Source organism: Kitasatospora sp. NEAU-CNBT7, from assembly GCF_057220535.1.
Window position 1 is genome coordinate 298,505 of sequence record NZ_JBXQQB010000007.1, and the last position, 19,675, is coordinate 318,179.

Consider the following 19,675-nt stretch of genomic DNA (forward strand, 5'->3'; position numbering starts at 1 on the left):
GGCCCTCGGCCGGGGGTACCCCTCAGGGGGTGACGGTGGCGGCCCGCTGGGTGCTCTGGTGGGGGAGCTGGCAGCCGAGGGGCTCGTACTGGAGCAGCAGCATGGCCGCGTCGTCGCCGAGCTTGTGCCCGACGTGCCGCACCACGTCCTCGTGCACCCGCCGCAGCACCTCCACCGGCCCGCCGACCGCGAGGTCCGGCAGCCGGTCGGCGAGGGGGTAGAAGCGGCCGTCGTCGTCGCGGGCCTCGATCACGCCGTCGGTGTAGAGCAGGACCCGGTCCCCGGGCCCGAACGAGACCTGCTGGACCGGCGGCCGCACGTCCGCCGGGTCGAGCACGCCGAGCGGCGGTACCGGCTCGGCGGGTTCGAGCAGTTCGAGCTCGCCGCCGCCGCGGATCAGCATCGGGCCGGGGTGGCCGCAGTTGACGATCTCCGCGGTGCCGTCCGGGCAGACGCCGATCAGGACCAGGGTGACGAACTCCTCCTCGACGCCCGGGTGGTCGTTCTCGTGCAGGGCCCGGTCCAGGCTGTCCGCCAGCCAGCCGGCCACCCGCTGCAGCGACGGCTCCTGGTGGGCGGCCTCGCGGAAGGCGCCGAGCACGGCGGCGGCGGTCTCCACCGCGTTGAGCCCCTTGCCGCGGACGTCGCCGACCACCGCCCGGACGCCGTGCCGGGTGTTGACGACCTCGTACAGGTCACCGCCGATCGAGGCGTGCGCAGCGGCGGCCGCGTAGTGGACGGCGGCGCGGACGCTGCCGACCCGGTCGGGGACGGAGCGCAGCAGCACCCGGCGGGCGATCTCGGCGACCAGCTGGGCCTCGGCCAGCGCCCGTTCCTGGCGCAGCCGCAGGGTGGCGCTGATCCAGCCGATGCCGGCGACCAGGGCGATGGCCAGCACCGTGGCGGTGTGGACGGACTCGCCGAGGACGTGGTTGTAGGCGGCCATCAGGAAGGCCACCGCTTCGGCCACCACGCCGATGAACAGCGGGTACCAGGTGCGGCGGCTGACCACGGCCGCGAGGGCGGGGACCGCGGTGAGGGCGGGTTCCAGGGTCACCCGGTTGTTGCTGAACCAGTCCAGTGAGGCCACCAGCAGCATGCCGATCAGCGGCAGTGCGTGGGAGAGCCTCGGCCAGGTTCCTGTCGCCGTTCCGGGCAGCGGCCCGGGGGCCGGCCCGGCGATCCGTTCTCTGATCCATCCGGTCGCGCTCAACGTCGGTCTCTCCAGCGAAGGTGGCCGGTGCCAGGGGACACCTGCAGTGATGACGGAAAGTCAGGGACTGCGTCCCTGCCGGTGGGCCGGAGTACGGAGGTGACCGGTTACCGACCCCACAATAGGCGCGAAACGTGCACACCGCACAGGTTTCGCATGATCCCGTGACGACTTGGATGCTCTGAGTGACTCATTCTTCACTATTCCCGATCAGAAGCCTGGTCAACTCTTTTCGGTCGGGAAGTCCTGATGGTCTTTCCACCCGGCCGCTGCGGACATACAGGAACGAAGCCGTGACCTGCTCGACCGGAACCCCCGCCTGCTCCGCCCAGGCCACCCGGTAGATGGCCAGTTGCAGCGGGTCGGCCGTCTCCTCGCGGTGCGTCTTCCAGTCCACGACCTCGTAGCGTGACGAGCCCGGTGACGCTGAGCCACCGTCACTCTCCCGGTAGACCGCATCGATCCGGCCGCGCACCACTCGCCCCGCCAGCATCAGCTGGAAGGGCGCCTCGACCCGCAGCGGCCGCCGCGCGGCGTACGGGCTGCGCAGGAACGCCTCCTTGAGCCGCTCGAGATCGCGCTCGTCCTCGATGCCGTCCTCGTCCGCCCCGGGGAGCTCGCCGGGCTCGATCAGCATCAGCGGTTCGATCCTGGACTGCACCCAGGCGTGGAAGCGGGTACCGCGGCGGGCGGCCGGCTGCGGCGGGCGCGGCATCGGCCGGGCCAGCTCGCGGGCGAAGCCGTCCGGGTCGGCCGCCAGCCGCATCAGCTGGGACGCGGACAGCGAGGCGGGCAGCGGCACCTCCCGGACGGTGCGCCGGGACTTCTCCAACTCGCCCAGCAGCGCGGACAGGTCGCGGTCCCAGGAGGCCACCGTGCGGCGGCTCTCCGGGGTGAGCTCCGGCGGCTGCGGTCCGGGCGCCCCGGCCAGCCGGGCCCGCACCACCTCGGCCACCCGGCGCCGGGCCGACTGCGCCGCGGGGTCCAGCGGCAGCGGCCACGGGGTCTCCACCGACACCGCGAGCACCGGGTTCTGCGCGTCGGGCAGCGGCTCCTCGGCCCAGTGCTCGACCTCGCCGCCGCCCCGCTCGCAGAACTCCCGCACCTGGTGCAGGAAGTCGGACGGGCCGCGGCGGCGCTTCTGGCTCGGCCCCCACCAGTGGCCGCCGGCCAGCAGCAGCGAACGCGGCCGGGTGAAGGCCACGTAGCCGAGCCGCAGCTCCTCGGTGGCCGCGTGCGCGGCCATCTCCTTCTTGAACAGGCCGATGCCCTTGGCGGTCCACTGCGGATCGGCGGGCAGGGTGGCCGCGTCCCCGCGCAGCGCGTGCGGCAGCACCTTCTTGGTACTGGTCCAGCGCTCGCGGCCCTTGCCGCTCGGGAAGACGTCCTTGACCAGGCCGGGGACGGCGACCACGTCCCACTCCAGGCCCTTGGACTTGTGCACGGTGAGCACCTTCACGGTGTCCTCGCCGCCGGGCAGGCTGGTGTCCAGGCCGCGCTCGTACTCCTGGGCGGCCCGCAGGAAGGCCAGGAAGGCGGACAGGCCCGGGTCGCCGTCCAGATCCGCGAAGCCGGCCGCGATGTCCAGGAAGGAGTGCAGGGTCTCCCGGCGGCGGGCGGCCAGGGCGAGCGGGGACGCCGACAGCTCCACCTCGAGGCCGGTGACGGACAGCACCCGGTGCAGCACGTCCATCAGCGGCTCGGCCAGCGCGCGGCGCAGCTCGCGCAGTTCGCGGGCGAGCCGGGCGAAGCGGACCTTGGCCTGCGGGGAGAACGGCAGGTCGTCCGGCGGCTGGGGCTCCAGGAAGGTCTCCAGCGCGTCGGCGAGCGAGACCACCTCGGTCGGGTCGGTCTCTGCCACGGCGGCGGCCAGCGGGTCGGCGCCCGGCAGCCGTTCGGTCCGGACCAGGTCGGCGGCCCGCCGGCCGAGCAGGGCCAGGTCGCGCGGGCCGATCCGCCAGCGCGGGCCGATCAGCAGCCGCACCAGCGAGGCGTTGGCGGTCGGGTCCTGGAGCACCTCGCAGACCGCCACCAGGTCGGCCACCTCGGGCAGTTGCAGCAGCCCGCCGAGGCCGACCACCTCGACCGGGACCTCGCGGGCCACCAGTGCGGCGTGGATGTCGGGGAACGCCGCGCCGCCCCGGCACAGCACCGCGATCCGGCCGGGCGCGGTGCCGGTGCGCACCAGGTGCGCGATCGAGTCGGCCAGCCAGCCGATCTCCTCGGTGTGGGTGGGCAGCAGCGCGCAGCGCACGGAGCCGTCCTGCTCGACCCCGGGCGCCGGGCGCAGCGCCTCGACGCCTTCGTGCATCGCCCGCAGCGGGGCGGCCAGCCGGTTGGCGAAGTCGAGCAGCCGGCCGCCGCTGCGGCGGTTCTCGCTGAGCGCGTACCGGGCGGCCGGGGTGCGGTCGCGGCGCGGGAAGTGCACCGGGAAGTCGTCCAGGTTGGCGACCGAGGCGCCGCGCCAGCCGTAGATGGCCTGGCAGGGGTCGCCGACCGCGGTGACCGGGTGGCCGGCGCCGCCCTCGCCGCCGAACAGCCCGGCCAGCATCAGCCGCTGGGCGACCGAGGTGTCCTGGTACTCGTCCAGCAGCACCACCCGGAACTGCTCGCGCAGCAGCCGCCCCACCTCGGGGCGCTGCTGGGCGAGCCGGGCACCGGCGGCGATCTGGTCGCCGAAGTCCATCAGCCCGGCCGCGGCCTTGCGGCGGCGGTAGTCCTCGACCAGGTGGAGCAGCTCCTGCCGGGCCCGGGCGGCGGCGGGCACGGACCGCAGGTCGTCGTTGGTCAGCCTGACCGTCGCGAGGGTGTCGAGCAGCTGCTCGTCGTACGTGCGCAGGGTGTGCGGCTCGGTGAGGTGCTCGGCGAGTTCGCCGTCGAGCGCGATCAGGTCGGCGACCAGGGTGGAGAAGGTGCCGGTGAGCGCGGGGAACGGGCCGCGGGCGGCGCGCAGCACCTTGGCGGCGAGCTGGAAGCGGGTGGCGTCGGCGAGCAGCCGGACGTCCGGCTCGATGCCCAGGCGCAGACCGTGCTCCTTGAGCAGCCGGCCCGCGAAGGCGTGGTAGGTGGAGATCTCCGGCTCGCCGAGGGCGTCCTCGTCCGGCTCCAGCACCCGCGCCCGGACCAGGGCCTTGCGGACCCGCTCGGACAGCTCGCCGGCCGCCTTGTTGGTGAAGGTGAGACCGAGCACCTGCTCGGGCCGGACCGCGCCGGAGCCGACCAGCCAGACCACCCGGGCGGCCATCACCGTGGTCTTGCCCGACCCCGCGCCCGCGACGATCACGGCGGGCTCCAGCGGGGCACCGATGGCCAGCATCTGCTCCCGGTTGAAGGGGACGCCGAGGATCTCCTTCAGCTGGTCGGGGTGGGTGAGCACGGCTTGCACGCCGACAACGCTAACCGGTGCCGCCGACAACGCGGGTCGAGCGGGCGGCGCGGACCGGTGGAGCGGACGGCGCGGACCGGCCGGGCGGCGCGGATCAGTCGAGCAGCTGGCGGCCGTCGCGCTGGGCGGAGCAGCTGGCCCTGAAGGAGCAGCGGGCGCAGTTCTCCCCGGCGGTCGGCACGAACCGCTCGGCCAGCACCCGGCCGGCCGCGTCGGCGAGCAGGTTCTCGATCCACGGCTCGCCCTCCGGCGGGCCCTGGTGCTGGACCTTGGGGCCGTCCGCGTCCCGCTTGGCGGGCTCGCGCAGGTGGACCAGCTCGGCTCCGCCCACGGCGGCGCCGTCGGGGAAGCCGGGCAGGCCGTCGAGCGCGCCGTTGCGGACGGCCAGCTGGTAGACCGCGAGCTGCCGGTGCTCGGGCAGCGACTTGTCGGTGGGGATCTTCTTGCCGGTCTTGAAGTCGACCACGTAGGCCCGGCCGAGGGCGTCCTGCTCGACCCGGTCCATCGAGCCGCGGATGCGGACCGCGACCCCGCCGACCGTCAGCGTCAGGTCGAAGCCGTGCTCGGTGGCGACGGTGGTGCGCTCGCGCTCCAGGACGTGCCAGTGCAGGAAGCGTTCCAGGGCGGCGCGCGCCTCGGTCTTCTCCTGCTGGGACTTCCAGGGGGCGTCGAAGGCGAGCGCGTCCCAGACCGTGTCCAGGCGTTCCATCAGGACGGCCAGGTCGGCGGGGGTGCGGCCGGAGCCGACCTCGTCGGCGAGGGCGTGCACCACGTTGCCGAAGCCCTGGGCGGCGGTGGTGCTGGTGGCCGCCTTGACGTCCTTGTCCAGGAACCACTGCAGCGCGCAGCTGTCGAGCTGTTCCAGGCCGCTGCCGGAGAGCCGGACCGGCACCCCGGCCTCGCGCAGCGGCTCGGGGGCGGCGCTCTGGTCGACCAGGCCCCACCAGCGGTCGGGGTGGGCGGCCGGGACCAGCGGGGCGCCGTCCTCGTCGGCGGCGGCCGCCAGCAGCGCCAGCCGTTCGGCGGCGGCCTGCCGCAGACCGGGCGGCGCGGCGCCGTCCACGGTCACCGCGCGCAGCTCGGCGACCAGCGCGGCCACCGACAGCGGACGGCGCGGGCGGCTGGTCACGTCCTCGACGGTGACCTGCGGGGTGCGGCGCAGCACCCGGCCGGTCCTGGGGTCGAGCTCCTCCCGGTACAGCTCGCGCAGGAAGCGGGAGGGCTCGTCGCCGTCCTCGGCCTGGGCCTTGACGGCGGTGACGATCAGGCGCTCCTTGGCGCGGGTCGCGGCGACGTAGAACAGCCGGCGCTCCTCACCGAGCAGCGCGGCCGGGGAGAGCGGTTCGGCGAGGCCGTCGCGGCCGATCCGGTCGGCCTCCAGCAGCGAACCGCGGCGGCGCAGGTCGGGCCAGAGCCCCTCCTGGACGCCGGCCACCACGACCAGCCGCCACTCCAGGCCCTTGGACCGGTGCGCGGTCATCAGCCGGACGGCGTCCGGGCGCACCGCCCGGACGGTCAGGGTGTCGGCCGCGATGTCCTGCGCCTCCAGCTCGGCGAGCAGCTCGGCCGCGCCGCGGTGCCCGGCGACCTGCTCCTCGGCCCGGGCCGCGGTCTCGAACAGGGCGCAGATGGCGTCCAGGTCGCGGTCGGCATTGCGGCCGCCCGCGCCGCCGCGCAGGGCGGCCCGCTCGAGGCGTTCGCGCCAGCGGCGGCTGCCGTCCCACAGCTCCCAGAGCGCCTCCTCGGCGCTGCCGCCGCCGGCCAGCAGTTCGCGGACCTTGCGCAGCAGCATGCCGAGGTCGCGGGCGCGGCGGGCGTACAGCGGCTCCATCGCGACCAGCCTCTCCGGTTCGGCGAGCGCCTCGCGGATCAGCTCCTCGGCGGACCGAGGGGCCCGCCGGCCCGGCCCGCGCTCCCCCTCCCGGCGCTGCCCGGGCACGGCCACCCGCACCTCGGGGGCGTGCTCGTCGGGGCCCTGCTCCTCGACCGTCCACTCCCCGTCGGCACGCCCTTCGCCGTCGCGCACCTCGCCCTGCACCTCGTCGTCGACGCGCGGCCCGGCCGCCCGTGCCGCGTCGGCGGGCAGCTCGACCGTGCGCTCCTCGGGGGCGTGCAACTGCGCCGCGAGCTCCTGCGGGCCGGGCTCCGCGGACTCCCACTCCTCGCGGGCCCACTGCCCGGGACCCCCCTCGTCCGGCGCGATCTCCAGCTCCGGCTCCGGCTCGAAGGCGAACTCCGGCTCGGTGAGGTCCCACTCCCCGTCCTCGCCGCCGTCCCCGTGCACGTCCCCGTGCCCGGACGCCTCCGCGGCCGCCGGCCGCCGGTCCGCCGCCCGGAGGGCGTGCCGCTCCTCCTCGCGCAGCGCCCGGCCGAGCCGGCGCAGGTCGGAGCCGTCCAGACCGCCGAGCGGGCCGGTGAGCAGGGTGTGGGCGAGTTCGGCGGTGAGCGCGTCGGCGGGCTCGGCGCAGACCCGCAGGGCCAGCAGCAGCGGAGTGACGGCGGGTTCCTCGCGCAGCGGCAGGTCGTCGCCGTCGATCTCGAGCGGGACCCCGGCCGAGGTCAGGGCCCGCCGGACGCCCGGGATCGAGCGGGCGCCGGCCCGGACCAGCACCGCCATCTCGCCCCAGGGCACCCCGTCCTCCAGGTGCGCGCGGCGCAGCAGGTCGGCGATGGAGTCCAGCTCGGCGCCGGGTGTCGGGTAGGTGTACACCTCGGCGCGGCCGCCCTCCCGGCCGGGCAGCAGCGAGCGGTGCTGGGCGAGCTTGTCGGCGGGCAGCCGGCCCATCGGCATCCGGCGGGCCAGCTCGCGGGAGGCGGCCAGCAGCACGGCGCCCGAGCGCCGGGACACCCGGAGCACCTTGACCTCGGCGGGCGCCCCGCCGCTCTGCCGGAAGGTCTGCGGGAAGTCGAGGATGCCGTTGATGTCGGCGCCGCGGAAGGCGTAGATCGACTGGTCGGGGTCGCCGACCGCGACCAGGTCCCGGCCTTCGCCGGCCAGCTGCCGCAGCAGCCGCACCTGTGAGGGGTCGGTGTCCTGGTACTCGTCGACGAAGACCACCTCGTAGCGCTGCCGCAGCTCGGCGCCGACCTCGGGGCGCTCGGCGAGCAGCACCGCGCGGTGGACCAGCTCGGCGTAGTCGAGCACCCCGCGCAGGTCGAGCACGTCGAGGTAGTCGGCGAGGAAGTGGGCGGCGGCGGCCCAGTCGGGGCGCTGCACGCCGTCGGCGAAGCGGGCCAGTTCGGCCTCGCCGAGGCCGAGCTCGCGGCTGCGCGCGAGGACCGCGCGGACCTCGTCGGCGAAGCCTCGGGTGGTCAGGCAGGCCCGCAGGTCCAGCGGCCAGCCGATCCTGCCGACCCCGTGCTTGGCGTCCTCGGCGTCACCGGCGAGCAGTTCGCGGACCATCACGTCCTGCTCCGGGCCGGAGAGCAGGCGCAGCGGCTCGGCGTACTCCTCGGGGCCCTGGTGGGCGCGGAGCAGGGCGTAGCAGAAGGAGTGGAAGGTGGTGGCCTGCGGTGCGAGGCCGCCGCCGACCCGGGCGGTCATCCGGTCGCGGAGCTCCATCGCGGCCTTGCGGCTGAAGGTCAGCACCAGGATCCGTTCCGGATCGGTGCCGTCGGCGATCCGCCGGGCGACCGCCTCGACCAGGGTGGTGGTCTTCCCGGTGCCGGGCCCGGCGAGCACCAGCAGCGGGCCCGAGGCGTGCTCGACCACCGCCTGCTGATACTGGTCGAGCACAGGCGGGGCGGGTTGCGCCAGGGGGTTGCGCACCAGGCGGAAAGGGGAGGTCAATGCGGTCCGATGAGGTCGTACGGGGGTGGTGTTCCGGTCAGCGTCGGGGCGGGCCGCGGCGGGCCCGCCCGTATCGAGCCTACGATCCTGCCCCGTCATTCCCCTCCGCGCACCCGGTTCCGGCGGATCGGGGGCGGGCTGCGGTGCCCGCGCTACCGGCCGTCCCAGCGGGCCTGCCGGAGGTCGACCCGGGGTTCGCCGGCGACGGTGCGCAGCGGGGTGCCCTCGGTCCGGTACTCGGGCAGCGCCCGGTGCTCGTGGCCGGGCAGCGGCCGGCCGTCGGCGCGGATCACCCGCCACCAGGGCACGGCGCCGCCGTAGAGTGCCATCACCCGGCCGACCTGGCGGGGGCCGCCCTGGCCGAGGTACTCGGCGACGTCGCCGTAGGTCATCACGCGGCCGGGCGGGATCCGCTCGGTGAGGTCGAGGACGGCCTCGGCGAAGGGGGGCAGGCCGTGCTGGTCGTCCTGGGCTTCCGGGCCGGCCGCCCGGCCGGTGGGCTCGCTCATCTGCCGCATTCTTCCGCATCCGGTCGATTTCGGGGCCTCGCGCGGATGATCCGCCGCGCCCGATGCGCCCCCTGTCCAGCACCGGACGCCCGGGCATGGCAGCATCTTCGGGGCAGCGCGTGGTGATACAAGGACAAGACCAGATGACCGGGACGGCAGACGTGAACGTGGACAAGGGCTCGGACGAGTCCGCCACCGACAACGCCGCGGGACCGGAACACCCCGATCCGGATGCGGTGTCGCTGCACAAGACGCCGCGCCAGAACGGTTTCGAGAGCCACCGCAGGAAGGACCTGCCGCCCTCCCCCGAGCCCACCGGCGACCACCCGCTGGCCGTCGACGAGCCGCTGCTGCCGCCCCGCGCGCACCGCCCGTCCGACCTGCTGCGCTTCATCGCCGGGGTGCTCGGCATCATCGCGGTCTTCGTGCTGGCCCAGGTCGCGGTCGCGACCACCACCGGCATCGGGAACGACATCAAGATCAACGCCGACAAGGTGCCCGGGCTGCTGAGCACCATCGCCGCGCTGGTCTCCAGCGTCGCGGTGCTGGCCGTGCCGCTGGCCTTCGCGGTGGAACGGCTGATCAAACGCGACGGCCTGCGGGTCGCCGACGGCGTACTCGCCTCGGTGCTGGCCTACGGCGTCTCGCTGGGCATCGACTGGTGGGTCGCCGCGGGCGCGCCCGACGCGGTCCGCGACGCGCTGACCCAGCTGCGGGACGGCGCCGGGGGCACCCTGACCGACCCGGTGCACGGCTATCTGGCACCGGTGATCGCCTACATGACCGCCGTCGGCATGTCGAGCCGCCCGCGCTGGCGGGTGGCGCTGTGGATAGTGGTCGTGCTCAGCGGGACCACCGAGCTGATCAGCGGCTACACCACCCCGCTCTCGCTGCTGCTGACCGTGCTGATCGGCTGGTCGGTGGCGTACGGGACGCTGTACGCGATCGGCTCGCCCAACATCCGGCCCACCGGCAAGACCCTGCTGATCGGACTGCGCAAGGTCGGCTTCAGCCCGTCCACCGCGCACCGCGCCCCGGACGCCCCGGGCGACACCCGCCGCTACCTGGTCACCCAGCAGGACGGGCCGCTGCTGGACGTCCACATCATCGACCGCGAGCAGCAGGCCTCCGGCTTCTTCTACCGGGCCTGGCGGCGGCTGCGGCTGCGCTCGGTGGCCGTTCGCCGCAGCCCCCAGTCGCTGCGCCAGGCGCTGGAGCAGGAGGCCCTGATCGCGTACGCGGCCGCCGCCTCGGGGGCCCGCGCCCCGCAGCTGGTGGCGACCTCGGAGCTCGGCCCGGACGCGGCGATCCTGGTCTACCAGAACGTCTTCGGCCGGACCCTGGACGAGCTCACCGAGGAGGAGATCACCGACGACGTGATGGCCTCGCTCTGGGAGTCGGTCGGCGCCCTGCACGAGCGGCGGATCGCCCACCGGCGGCTGACCGGCGAGTCCCTGCTGGTGATGGACGAGAAGACCGGCTGCCTGGTCAACCTCTCCGGCGGCGACATCGCGGCCGGCGACCTGACGCTGCGGATCGACGTCGCCCAGCTGCTCACCACCTTCGCGCTGCGGGTCGGCCCGCAGCGGGCGGTCTCGGTCGCCAACGCGGTGCTCGGGCCCGAGCGGGTGGCCGCCGCGCTGCCGCTGCTGCAGCCGGTCGGGCTGAGCCGCTCCACCCGGGTCGACCTGCAGCGGATGACCAAGGAGCGCAAGGCCGCCGCGCAGGCGCTGGCCCTGGAGCAGGTCGCCGCCGGCGAGCGCACCCAGGAGCAGGCCGAGGAGGACATCGCGGTGGCCGGCGAGGATCTGCTGAGCCGGATCCGCGGCCAGATCCTGCAGATCGCGCCCGAGGCGCCGATGGCCCCGGCCAAGCTGGAGCGGCTGAAGCCGAAGACCCTGATCATGGTCATCGCGCTGACCTTCGCCGCGTACCTGGCGCTCACCACCATCCAGCCGGGCCAGCTCAAGCTCTCCCAGATGGACTGGGCGTGGGCGTCGGTCGCGCTGCTCGCGGCGGCGGCCAGCTACGTCGCCGCGGCGATGAGCCTGACCGGCTTCGTGCCCGAGCGGCTGCCGTTCAAGCGGACCGTGGCCGCCCAGCTGGCCGGTTCCTTCGTCAAGCTGGTGGCCCCCGCGGCGATCGGCGGCATCGCGCTCAACACCCGCTACCTGCAGAAGTCCGGGATCCGTCCCGGGCAGGCGGTGGCCAGCGTCGGCGCCTCCCAGCTGGCGGGCCTGGCCGGGCACCTGCTGCTGCTGTTCGGCTTCGGCCTGATCACCGGCACCCAGACCAACGGGGACCTGGGCGCCTCCCGGGCCGTGATCATCGGTGTCCTGACGGCCGCCGTGCTGGCCCTGGTGGTGGCCGCCGTGGCGCCGCTGCGGCGGTTCGTGGTGACCCGGGTGCGCTCGCTGTTCTTCGGCGTGGTGCCGCGGATGCTGGACCTGATGCAGACCCCCTCCAAGCTGGTCAGCGGCTTCGGCGGGATCCTGCTGCTGACCCTCAGCTTCACCTCCTGCCTCTACGCCTCCGTGCAGGCCTTCGGCGGGTCGATGACCTTCTCCGCGGTCGCGGTGGTCTTCCTGACCGCCAACGCGGCCGGCTCGGCGATCCCCACCCCGGGCGGCATCGGCCCGGTCGAGATCGCCCTGATCGGCGCCCTGACGGTCGGCAACGTCCCGCCCTCCGCGGCCACCCCGGCGGTCTTCCTGTACCGCCTGCTGACCTTCTGGCTGCCGGTGCTGCCCGGCTGGATCTCCTACAACGTGCTCCAGCGCAAGGGCGCCCTCTGACCTGCGCCCCCGGGACACACGCGTAGGGCCCCCGCCGGCGGCGGGGGCCCTACGCGTTTCGGATCGGAGCGGGTGCGGCTAGTACACCGGCTTGTGCGGCTCGATCTGGTTGACCCAGCCGATCACGCCGCCGCCGAGGTGGACGGCGTCGCCGAAGCCGGCCGACTTCAGCACGGCCAGCACCTCGGCCGAGCGCACGCCCGTCTTGCAGTGCAGCACGATCTTCTTGTCCTGCGGCATCTTCTCCAGCGCGGTGCCCATCAGGAACTCGTTCTTCGGGATCAGCGTCGCGCCCGGGATCGAGACGATCTCGTACTCGTTGGGCTCGCGGACGTCGATCAGGAAGATGTCCTCGTCCTCGTCCAGCCACGCCTTGAGCTGCTTGGAGGTGATGGTCGCGCCCTGGGCCGCGGCCTGCGCCTCCTCCGACACGACGCCGCAGAAGGCCTCGTAGTCGATCAGCTCGGTGACGGTCGGGTGGTCGCCGCAGAGCGCGCAGTTCGGGTCCTTGCGGACCTTGACCTGGCGGTAGTTCATCTCCAGGGCGTCGTAGATCATCAGCCGGCCGACCAGCGGCTCGCCGACCCCGGCCAGCAGTTTGATGGCCTCGGTCACCTGGATCGAGCCGATGGACGCGCACAGCACGCCCAGCACGCCGCCCTCGGCGCAGGACGGCACCATGCCCGGCGGCGGGGCCTCCGGGTAGAGGCAGCGGTAGCAGGGGCCGTGCTCGGCCCAGAACACGCTGGCCTGGCCGTCGAAGCGGTAGATCGAGCCCCAGACGTACGGCTTGCCGAGCAGCACCGCGGCGTCGTTCACCAGGTACCGGGTGGCGAAGTTGTCGGTGCCGTCCACGATCAGGTCGTAGCCGGCGAAGATCTCCATCACGTTGGAGTTGTCCAGGCGGTCCTCGTGCAGGATCACCTCGACGTAGGGGTTGATCTCCTTGACCGAGTCGCGGGCGGACTCGGCCTTGGAACGGCCGATGTCGGACTGGCCGTGGATGATCTGGCGCTGCAGGTTCGACTCGTCGACCGTGTCGAACTCGACGATGCCGAGCGTGCCGACGCCGGCCGCGGCCAGGTACATCAGCGCGGGCGAACCGAGGCCGCCGGCGCCGACACACAGCACCTTGGCGTTCTTGAGCCGCTTCTGCCCGTCCATGCCCACGTCGGGGATGATCAGGTGGCGGGAGTACCTGCGGACCTCGTCGACGGTGAGCTCGGCGGCCGGCTCGACCAGGGGTGGCAGCGACACGGAAACTCCGATGGTCGTCAGATCGGTATTGCCTACGCCAACAGTGTCACGTGCCCCCGGTATTCCGAGACAGCGCGTCCGATGGGCGAGACACCGCCCACCGGATCGTGGGACCACCGGCCGGGGCCGCCATCAGGCCCAACACCCGTGCCGCCACAGCGCTCCGACCCCGTCAGACCCGGCAGGCCGTCTCCAGCCAGACGTCCCCGAGCGACTCCTCCAGCGGGACGTGCGTCCGCCAGCCGAGACGGTCCCGGGCGGTCCGGACGTCCGCCTGCCGCCACGGCACCGGCTCCAGCACCGGCCGGGCCGCCTCCACCGGACGGTACGGGCCCTCGGCGTGGCCGGGCCCGGCCTGCGCGGGCAGCAGCACCTGCCGGGCGTCCTCCGTCACCGAGCCCTCGAAGCCCGAGGCCCGTACCAGCAGGTGGGCCGCCTCCCGGGCGCGGACGGCGTGCCCGCTGCCGATGTTGATCACCCCGGTGGCCGCCGAGACCGCGGCCGCCTGGATCGCCCGCGCGACGTCCCGGACGTCCACGAAGTCCCGGTAGCCCGACAGGTCCGGCATCCGGACCTGCAGCTCGTCCTGCTCCAGCGCCCGGCGCAGCCCCTCGGCCAGCCGGCCGAACAGCGAGGCGGTCGGCGAGCCCGGCCCCACCACGTCGAAGATCCGCAGCACCAGCGCGTCCAGCCCGGACGCCAGCACCAGCTCCGTCCCGGCCAGCTTGGACACCCCGTACGGGCCGATCGGCCGGGGCTCGGCGCTCTCCGGGATCGGGCCGCCCGCCTGCACCGGGCCGTACTCCGCCGCCGAACCGATGTGCACCAGCCGGGCCGGCTCCCGGCTGCGCCGGATCGCCTCGCAGACCGTGGCGACGGCCAGCGTGTTGGCCTGGATCAGCAGCCGCGAGGTGCCGTAGGTCGCCCCGGCGCAGTTGACCACCACCTGCGGGGCGACCGCGTCCAGGAACCGGGCCAGCGCGCCGGGACTACCCGCCGTCAGGTCGAACCGGATGTCGGCCGAGTCCCGCCGGCCGAGCACGGTGACCTGCATGCCCGGATCGGCCAGCAGACGCTCGGCGACGCGGCGGCCGATAAAACCGTCGGCGCCCAACAGCAGCACCCTCATCGGGGGTGTCCTTCCATGAGGCCCCGGACACGGTCGCCGGGGCGGGTCTGTGACGAACTGCTCGAACTGCCCGGGCCGACGGCCGCGGCGGGCCCGACCGCCGCGGCCGCCGCCCGGCACTCAACCGCCGGGCTCCCCGGCACCCCCGCGGTACGCCCCGGGGCGGCCGAACACCGACCAGGCGTACGGCAGCAGCACCGCCGCCGCCCCGCCGCAGGCCAGCAACCGGGCCTCGGCCGCACCGACACCGGGCAGCACCGCCGGGAGCGCCAGCGCGGCCAGCGCCGCCACCGGCAGCGCCGTCGCGGCGAGGACCGGGCGCCCGCACCGCAGCAGCGCGGCGACCAGCACCAGCAGCAGCCCGACCGCGGCCTGCGCGGCCCACTGCCCCTGGCTCGCCCGGTGCGCGGCGCCGTGCAGCGGGCCGTCCCCGGCCGCCGGGCCCGGGGACGGCCCGGCGGCCGCCAGGGCCGCGAAGGTCAGCACCCCGAGCACGGCCAGCTGCGCCAGCACGGCGACCGGCAGCACCGGCCGCATCCGCGCCCGGAACTCGGCCATCGTCGGGGCCGCGCCGAGGTGGCCCAGCCCGGTCCGGCGCAGCCAGCCCGCCGCCCAGGCGGCGGGCGCGGCGCCCAGCACCGCGACCGCGGCCAGCAGCGCGTCGGGGCCGTCCGGCCCGCCGGACGCCGGGCCCAGCACCTGGCCGACCGCCGGGGCCAGCAGCAGGGCCAGCCCGAGCCCGTACCCGCCGCGCACCGGGCGGCTCCCGGCGGGGGCGGCCAGCGCGAGCGCGGCGGCGGCCGCCAGCAGCAGCCCGAGCACGGCCGGGCCGGTGAGGTCGGGCAGCGCGAGGCCCGCCCCGAACAGCAGCACCGCCGGCAGCCCGTGGCCCAGCACGCCCCGCACGACCGGACGGCCGCTGCGGGCCCAGGGCTCCGGGCGTCCGGGCGGTTCCGGCTCCGGCAGCCGCCGCGGGACCCGGGCGTAGAGCTCCTCGGCCAGCGCGAAGACGTCCGCGTGCCGGTACCGGCCGACCGTGCCGGCGCCGATCCCGGCGTCCTCCAGTGCGGCGGCGATCTCCAGGGCGTCGACGGCCTGCTCGCAGACGGCGCGGTGCCGGACGATCAGTTCCCGTACCGGGTCGGCCGGCGGCGCATCGCCGCCCGCGGCTCCGGCTGCGGGTACGGCTGCGGCTGCGGGTACAGCTGCGGGAACGGCCGGCCGCGGCGCGCTGCCGGGGCGCGCCTGCGGAGTCGGGTCGGCGGAGGCCGCGGCGTCGGGCGCCGGGCCGGGCGTACGCCCGGATCGTCCCCGCCCCGGGCCGTACCCGGGCTCCCGGCCGAAGGCCGTGGGAGCCGCTGCCCCGGCGGGACCCCGCAGACCCGCCCCGGCGGCCTGCGGCCCGTGCCTGGCCATCAGAGCGCCTCGGCCAGGGCGCCGGGTGCGGCGGCCCCCGTGGCGGGCTCCTGGTCGCCGCCCGCCGGTGCGGCGGGCTCCGGCCGGGCCGATCCGGCGACCCAGTACTCGGCGGGCCGGGCGAAGGGCTGCAGCCGCCGGCCGGAGCCGGCCGGGAAGGCCGGCCAGCGCGAGACCAGCTCCAGGTAGATCTCCCGGAAGGCGGTCACCTCCGGCTCCACCGCGAACCGTTCCTGCGCGCGCAGCCGCCCGGACAGCCCGAGCCGGGCCCGGCGCTCCTCGTCCCGCAGCAGGGCGAGGCAGGCACCGGCGACCGCCGCCGGATTGCGCGGCGGCACCAGCAGGCCGCTCGGCCCGACCACCTCGCGGGCCACCCCGACGTCGGTGGCCACCACCGCCCGGCCGCTGAGCATGGCGTCGGCGAGCAGCCGCGGACTGCGCTGGGCCAGCGCCGAGAAGACCACCACCTGCCCGGCCTGCCAGGCCTCGGCCGGGCTGCCGGGCCGCCCCTCGAAGTCGACGGCGGCCGTGATCCCCAGCCGGGCGGCGATCGCCGCGCAGTGCGCCCGGTAGCCGGGCACGCCCTCCTCGCCGTACATCCGCAGCCGGGCCCCGGGCAGCTCGGCGCGGATCTTCGCGAAGGCGTGCAGCATCAGCTCCGGGTCCCGTCCGGGCTCCAGCGCGCCGGCCCAGACCACGGTCGGCCGCTCCGGCTCCGGGCCGGCGGCCTCCCCGGCGACCGCCGGGCTGGCCTCGGGCACCACCCTGATCCGGGCCGGGTCGGCGCCGCAGCGCTGCTGCCACTGCTGGTCGTAGGCGCTGCCGGGGGTGAGGGCGGCGGCCTGCCGGTAGGTCTCCTCGGTGAGCAGCCGGAAGAAGGACAGCAGCAGTGCCCGGACCGGCCAGCGGTAGGGCGCGGTGCGGTAGCTGCGGTACTGCTCCCGCAGGTGCAGCCCGTGCTCGGTGACCACGAACGGGATGCCGTGCAGCTGCTTGGCGGCCAGGGCGGGCAGCGCCGCCGGGCCGCCGCCGACCACGTGGCACAGGTCGGCGGCGCCGAGCCCGCCGGGCCCGGTGCCGTACCAGTCGGCGGCGAGCGGGCGCAGGCACTGCTCCAGCAGGTCACCGGCGACCAGGACGTCCCGGACCAGCGGCCGGCCGGCCGCGGTGTCGGCGCCGGGCGAACGCCAGACCCGCTCCAGCACCCGCTGGGCGTGCCCCGAGGCGAGGAAGGCGGGCAGCGCGCCGTCGGCTCTCGCGAGCTCGGCGAGCCGGTACAGGCCCGGGCCGAACGAGGCCCGCTCGCCGGGCAGCACCAGGGCCCGGACCAGCTGCTCGTAGGCCTTGCGGTACGGCCCGCGGCGGTGGGCGGCCGGGCCGCGCCCGGCGGGCCGGCGGCCCCACATCGGCAGCGTGTGCACGGCGGTCAGGCCGCGCACCGGCGGGCCCGGCTCCGCCCCGGCCGGACCGGGGCGCTCGCCGCGCGCCAGCAGGTACAGCTGGAACTCGTGCTCGACCAGCCCGTCGGCCAGTCGGCCGCACCAGCCGGCACCACGCTGCGCGTTCGAATAGGTGCTCTCGGTGAGCAGGGCGATGCGCACGACGCCTCCAGAGCAGAGCGTTCGACGGGTTCGACGACTACGACACAGGGAGCCTGATCAACCAGTGACACCAATGCTCAGAAAGGCGGCGGCCCCGGGCGGTGCCGAGGCCACTCCCCGTGGCCTCGGCACCCGGCGCCGCCGTGCGGCGCCACCGGGCATCCGGCGACGACCGCTCCCCCACACCTGTTCGGTCTGACACCACGAAGGTAGAACGAGCGAGGCGCATCACCTCGCTCACCTGCCTGGTAGCCACCTGATCGAGTGAACCGGCGTGACCGGGCCGGACCTCCGGCGTTCACCCGGCCGTGGCAGGCCCGTGGCAGCGCGGCCGCACCACCCGCGCCGCGGCCCGCCCCTCCCGTACCCGTCGGCCCCGCGCGGGTCCGCTCAGAACCCGGCCAGCAGCTCCCGGACCGCCCGCGCCACCTGCCGCGGGTGCTCCATCATCGCCACGTGCCCGGAGTCCGGCAGCACCAGCAGCCGGGCGTCCTCGAACGCCGCGCAGGCCCGCCGGGCGGAGCGGTAGGACACCAGCTTGTCCTTCAGCCCGTACACCAGCAGCACCGGTACCCGGACCTGCGCGGCCTGCCGCCACAGCGACTGCTCGCCGCGCTCGGTGTACGCGGTGACCACCCCGCGGGCCGAGCCGGCCAGCACCGGGAGCGCGTAGGGCAGGGCCATCCGGCGCCGGTACTCGGCCACCGCTGCGGCCCGCCGCTCGGCCGGTATGGCCGACGGGTCGGCGTAGACCAGCCGGAGCAGGTTCTCGGTGGCCGCCTCGACGCTGCGCCGCCGGTCCGGGGCGCGGCCGAGCAGCGCGGGCAGGCCGGGCACCGCGAGCAGGCCGGTCGGCCAGGCACTGCGCTGCGGCGGCAGCTCGGGCAGGGCCGGGGAGATCAGGGTCAGGCTGCGCACCAGGTCGGGCCGCAGGGCCGCGACCCGGACCGAGACCGCACCGCCCAGCGAGTTGCCGAACAGGTGCACCGGACCGCGGCCGCACTGCTCCAGGTACCCGATCACGGCCCGGGCGTGGCCGGAGACCGAGAGGTTGCCGTCCTGCGGCGGCGCGGACCAGCCGAAGCCGGGCAGGTCCAGTGCCTCGCCCGCGACCTCCCCGGAGAGCTCGGCCATCAGCTCGGTCCAGTTGTCGGCGGAGCCGCCCAGCCCGTGCACGTAGAGGGCGGGCGGCAGGCCGTCCCCGTTCCCGTCGACGGTTCCGCGGACGGCCAGTTCGGCGCCCGGGACCAGGACGGTTCTGAACGATTCGGCCTCGGGCTGCAGCTGATCGGCGCTCATGGAGCACGATGGTAGTGAGCCGCCGGGCGGCCGGGAGGCGGCCCGGCCGGATCTCACCCTGTGGACAGTGCAGGTCCGGACCGTATTGTGGGCTCCCGACAAGGCCGTTTCTGCGTTTTACTCGGCTTCACCGGGAGCAGACCTGGTTACCGAAAAGTAGAATCAATGGCCCTGCCAGCGGTCCGACCGACCGTGCAGCGACCATGTCCGACCGTGAAGTGAGGAGCGCCGTGACGGCCATCCAGGAGGCGCAGGAGCGCCCGCGCGGTGCTCGCCTGCCGCGAAGCGCCCGCCGTGAACAACTGCTCGGCGCGGCTCAGGAGGTGTTCGTCGCCCAGGGCTACCACTCGGCCGCCATGGACGACATCGCCGACCGGGCCGGGGTGAGCAAGCCGGTGCTGTACCAGCACTTCCCGGGCAAGCTCGAGCTCTACCTCGCGCTCCTCGACAAGCACTGCGACGCCCTGGTCGACGCCACCCGCGACGCGCTCTCCGCGACCACCGACAACAAGCAGCGGGTCGCCGCCACCATGGAGGCGTACTTCCACTACGTCTCCAGCGAGTCCGGCGCCTTCCGGCTGGTCTTCGAGTCCGACCTGACCAACGAGCCGGCCGTGCGCGAGCGGGTGGAGCGGGCCAGCGACATGAGCGCCACCCTGGTCAGCAAGGTGATCGCGGAGGACACCGACCTGCCCGAGGCGGAGGCCAAGCTGCTGGCCGCCGGGGTCTGCGGCCTGGCCCAGATCACCGCCCGCTACTGGCTCTCGCAGGGCCGGGACATCCCCCGGGACGAGGCGGTCCGGCTGGTCGCCAGCCTGGCCTGGCGCGGCCTGAAGGGCTTCCCGATGCACCCGAACGACCAGGACCAGGCCGACGGGGACGAGGGCCCGGCGGACAGCTGATCAGCGGACCTTCGCCGCGCGGCCCGGACCGTGCTCTATGGTGAAGCCGTACGGCGCAAGGACCGCGGACACCTGTTCGAGGTGGTGCGCATGGCTGTTGCAACCCCGGAGGGATGGAAGCCGTGGAGGTCAAGATCGGCGTGCAGAACGCGCCCCGCGACATCGTCATCGAGAGCTCGCTGAGCGCCGACGAGATCGCGAGCGCCGTCGCCAAGGCGCTGGAGGGCACCGAGAAGCTCCTCTCCCTGACCGACGAGCACGGCCGTCGCGTCCTCGTCCCGGCCGAGCGCCTGGCGTACGTGGAGATCGGCGAGCCGGCCGCCCGCAAGGTGGGCTTCGGCACCCTCTGACCGAGGCGACCGAGCACGACGGCGGGGGG

The 19,675-nt window shown here is 75.1% G+C and carries 12 protein-coding genes; 3 read left to right on the plus strand and 9 right to left on the minus strand.

Going from position 1 to position 19,675, the window contains the following annotated elements:
- Positions 1 to 22: 22 nt before the first annotated feature.
- The 4 genes from AC2TEW_RS12955 to AC2TEW_RS12970 all read right to left on the minus strand — a co-directional run bounded on the left by AC2TEW_RS12955 (position 23) and on the right by AC2TEW_RS12970 (position 8,897).
- On the minus strand, positions 23 to 1,213 hold the full coding sequence (locus AC2TEW_RS12955; protein WP_484623498.1) for a PP2C family protein-serine/threonine phosphatase: 1,191 nt from the start codon (positions 1,211 to 1,213) through the stop codon (positions 23 to 25).
- 190 nt (positions 1,214 to 1,403) lie between these two features.
- Positions 1,404 to 4,598, minus strand: a complete 3,195-nt coding sequence (locus AC2TEW_RS12960) for an ATP-dependent helicase (RefSeq protein WP_484623499.1) — start codon at positions 4,596 to 4,598, stop codon at positions 1,404 to 1,406.
- Between the two features lie 94 nt (positions 4,599 to 4,692).
- Entirely contained in the window at positions 4,693 to 8,487 is a 3,795-nt protein-coding gene (locus AC2TEW_RS12965; RefSeq protein ID WP_484623500.1) for an ATP-dependent helicase, read from the minus strand.
- Between the two features lie 53 nt (positions 8,488 to 8,540).
- Positions 8,541 to 8,897: an MGMT family protein gene (locus tag AC2TEW_RS12970; protein WP_082527106.1), complete on the minus strand. Its 357-nt coding sequence runs from the start codon at positions 8,895 to 8,897 to the stop codon at positions 8,541 to 8,543.
- A 143-nt stretch (positions 8,898 to 9,040) separates the two neighbouring features.
- Between AC2TEW_RS12970 and AC2TEW_RS12975 the strand changes: the two genes are divergently transcribed.
- Positions 9,041 to 11,692: a flippase-like domain-containing protein gene (locus AC2TEW_RS12975; protein ID WP_484623501.1), complete on the plus strand. Its 2,652-nt coding sequence runs from the start codon at positions 9,041 to 9,043 to the stop codon at positions 11,690 to 11,692.
- 78 nt (positions 11,693 to 11,770) lie between these two features.
- On the opposite strand, the gene moeZ is transcribed toward AC2TEW_RS12975, so the two are convergent.
- The 5 genes from moeZ to AC2TEW_RS13000 all read right to left on the minus strand — a co-directional run bounded on the left by moeZ (position 11,771) and on the right by AC2TEW_RS13000 (position 18,394).
- Positions 11,771 to 12,949 carry an adenylyltransferase/sulfurtransferase MoeZ gene (moeZ, locus tag AC2TEW_RS12980; protein WP_484623502.1) on the minus strand — a complete coding sequence of 393 codons (1,179 nt, stop codon included), beginning with the start codon at positions 12,947 to 12,949 and terminating at the stop codon, positions 11,771 to 11,773.
- Between the two features lie 172 nt (positions 12,950 to 13,121).
- Positions 13,122 to 14,078: an NAD-dependent epimerase/dehydratase family protein gene (locus AC2TEW_RS12985; protein ID WP_484623503.1), complete on the minus strand. Its 957-nt coding sequence runs from the start codon at positions 14,076 to 14,078 to the stop codon at positions 13,122 to 13,124.
- A gap of 120 nt (positions 14,079 to 14,198) precedes the next feature.
- Positions 14,199 to 15,494, minus strand: a complete 1,296-nt coding sequence (locus AC2TEW_RS12990; protein ID WP_484623504.1) for a hypothetical protein — start codon at positions 15,492 to 15,494, stop codon at positions 14,199 to 14,201.
- The gene (locus AC2TEW_RS12995) at positions 15,494 to 17,095 is read right to left on the minus strand and encodes a DUF3492 domain-containing protein (protein WP_484623505.1); all 1,602 of its coding nucleotides are present in this window, start codon (positions 17,093 to 17,095) and stop codon (positions 15,494 to 15,496) included. Before AC2TEW_RS12995 ends, AC2TEW_RS12990 begins: the two co-directional genes overlap by 1 nt.
- A gap of 390 nt (positions 17,096 to 17,485) precedes the next feature.
- Complete coding sequence (locus AC2TEW_RS13000) at positions 17,486 to 18,394, minus strand: alpha/beta fold hydrolase (protein ID WP_484623506.1); 909 nt, start codon at positions 18,392 to 18,394, stop codon at positions 17,486 to 17,488.
- A gap of 230 nt (positions 18,395 to 18,624) precedes the next feature.
- Here AC2TEW_RS13000 and AC2TEW_RS13005 point away from each other — a divergent pair, with 230 nt between their 5' ends.
- Positions 18,625 to 19,296, plus strand: a complete 672-nt coding sequence (locus AC2TEW_RS13005) for a TetR/AcrR family transcriptional regulator (protein WP_484623507.1) — start codon at positions 18,625 to 18,627, stop codon at positions 19,294 to 19,296.
- A 122-nt stretch (positions 19,297 to 19,418) separates the two neighbouring features.
- Positions 19,419 to 19,646 carry a DUF3107 domain-containing protein gene (locus AC2TEW_RS13010; RefSeq protein WP_033823850.1) on the plus strand — a complete coding sequence of 76 codons (228 nt, stop codon included), beginning with the start codon at positions 19,419 to 19,421 and terminating at the stop codon, positions 19,644 to 19,646.
- The last annotated feature ends 29 nt before the right edge of the window (positions 19,647 to 19,675 follow it).

Bases quoted from the DNA above. Each gene is read 5' to 3' on its own strand.
- AC2TEW_RS12965 (WP_484623500.1), bottom strand. From the start codon at position 8,487: ATGACGGGGCAGGATCGTAGGCTCGATACGGGCGGGCCCGCCGCGGCC.
- AC2TEW_RS12970 (WP_082527106.1), bottom strand. From the start codon at position 8,897: ATGAGCGAGCCCACCGGCCGGGCGGCCGGCCCGGAAGCCCAGGACGAC.
- AC2TEW_RS12975 (WP_484623501.1), top strand. From the start codon at position 9,041: ATGACCGGGACGGCAGACGTGAACGTGGACAAGGGCTCGGACGAGTCC.
- AC2TEW_RS12985 (WP_484623503.1), bottom strand. From the start codon at position 14,078: ATGAGGGTGCTGCTGTTGGGCGCCGACGGTTTTATCGGCCGCCGCGTC.
- AC2TEW_RS12990 (WP_484623504.1), bottom strand. From the start codon at position 15,494: ATGGCCAGGCACGGGCCGCAGGCCGCCGGGGCGGGTCTGCGGGGTCCC.
- AC2TEW_RS13000 (WP_484623506.1), bottom strand. From the start codon at position 18,394: ATGAGCGCCGATCAGCTGCAGCCCGAGGCCGAATCGTTCAGAACCGTC.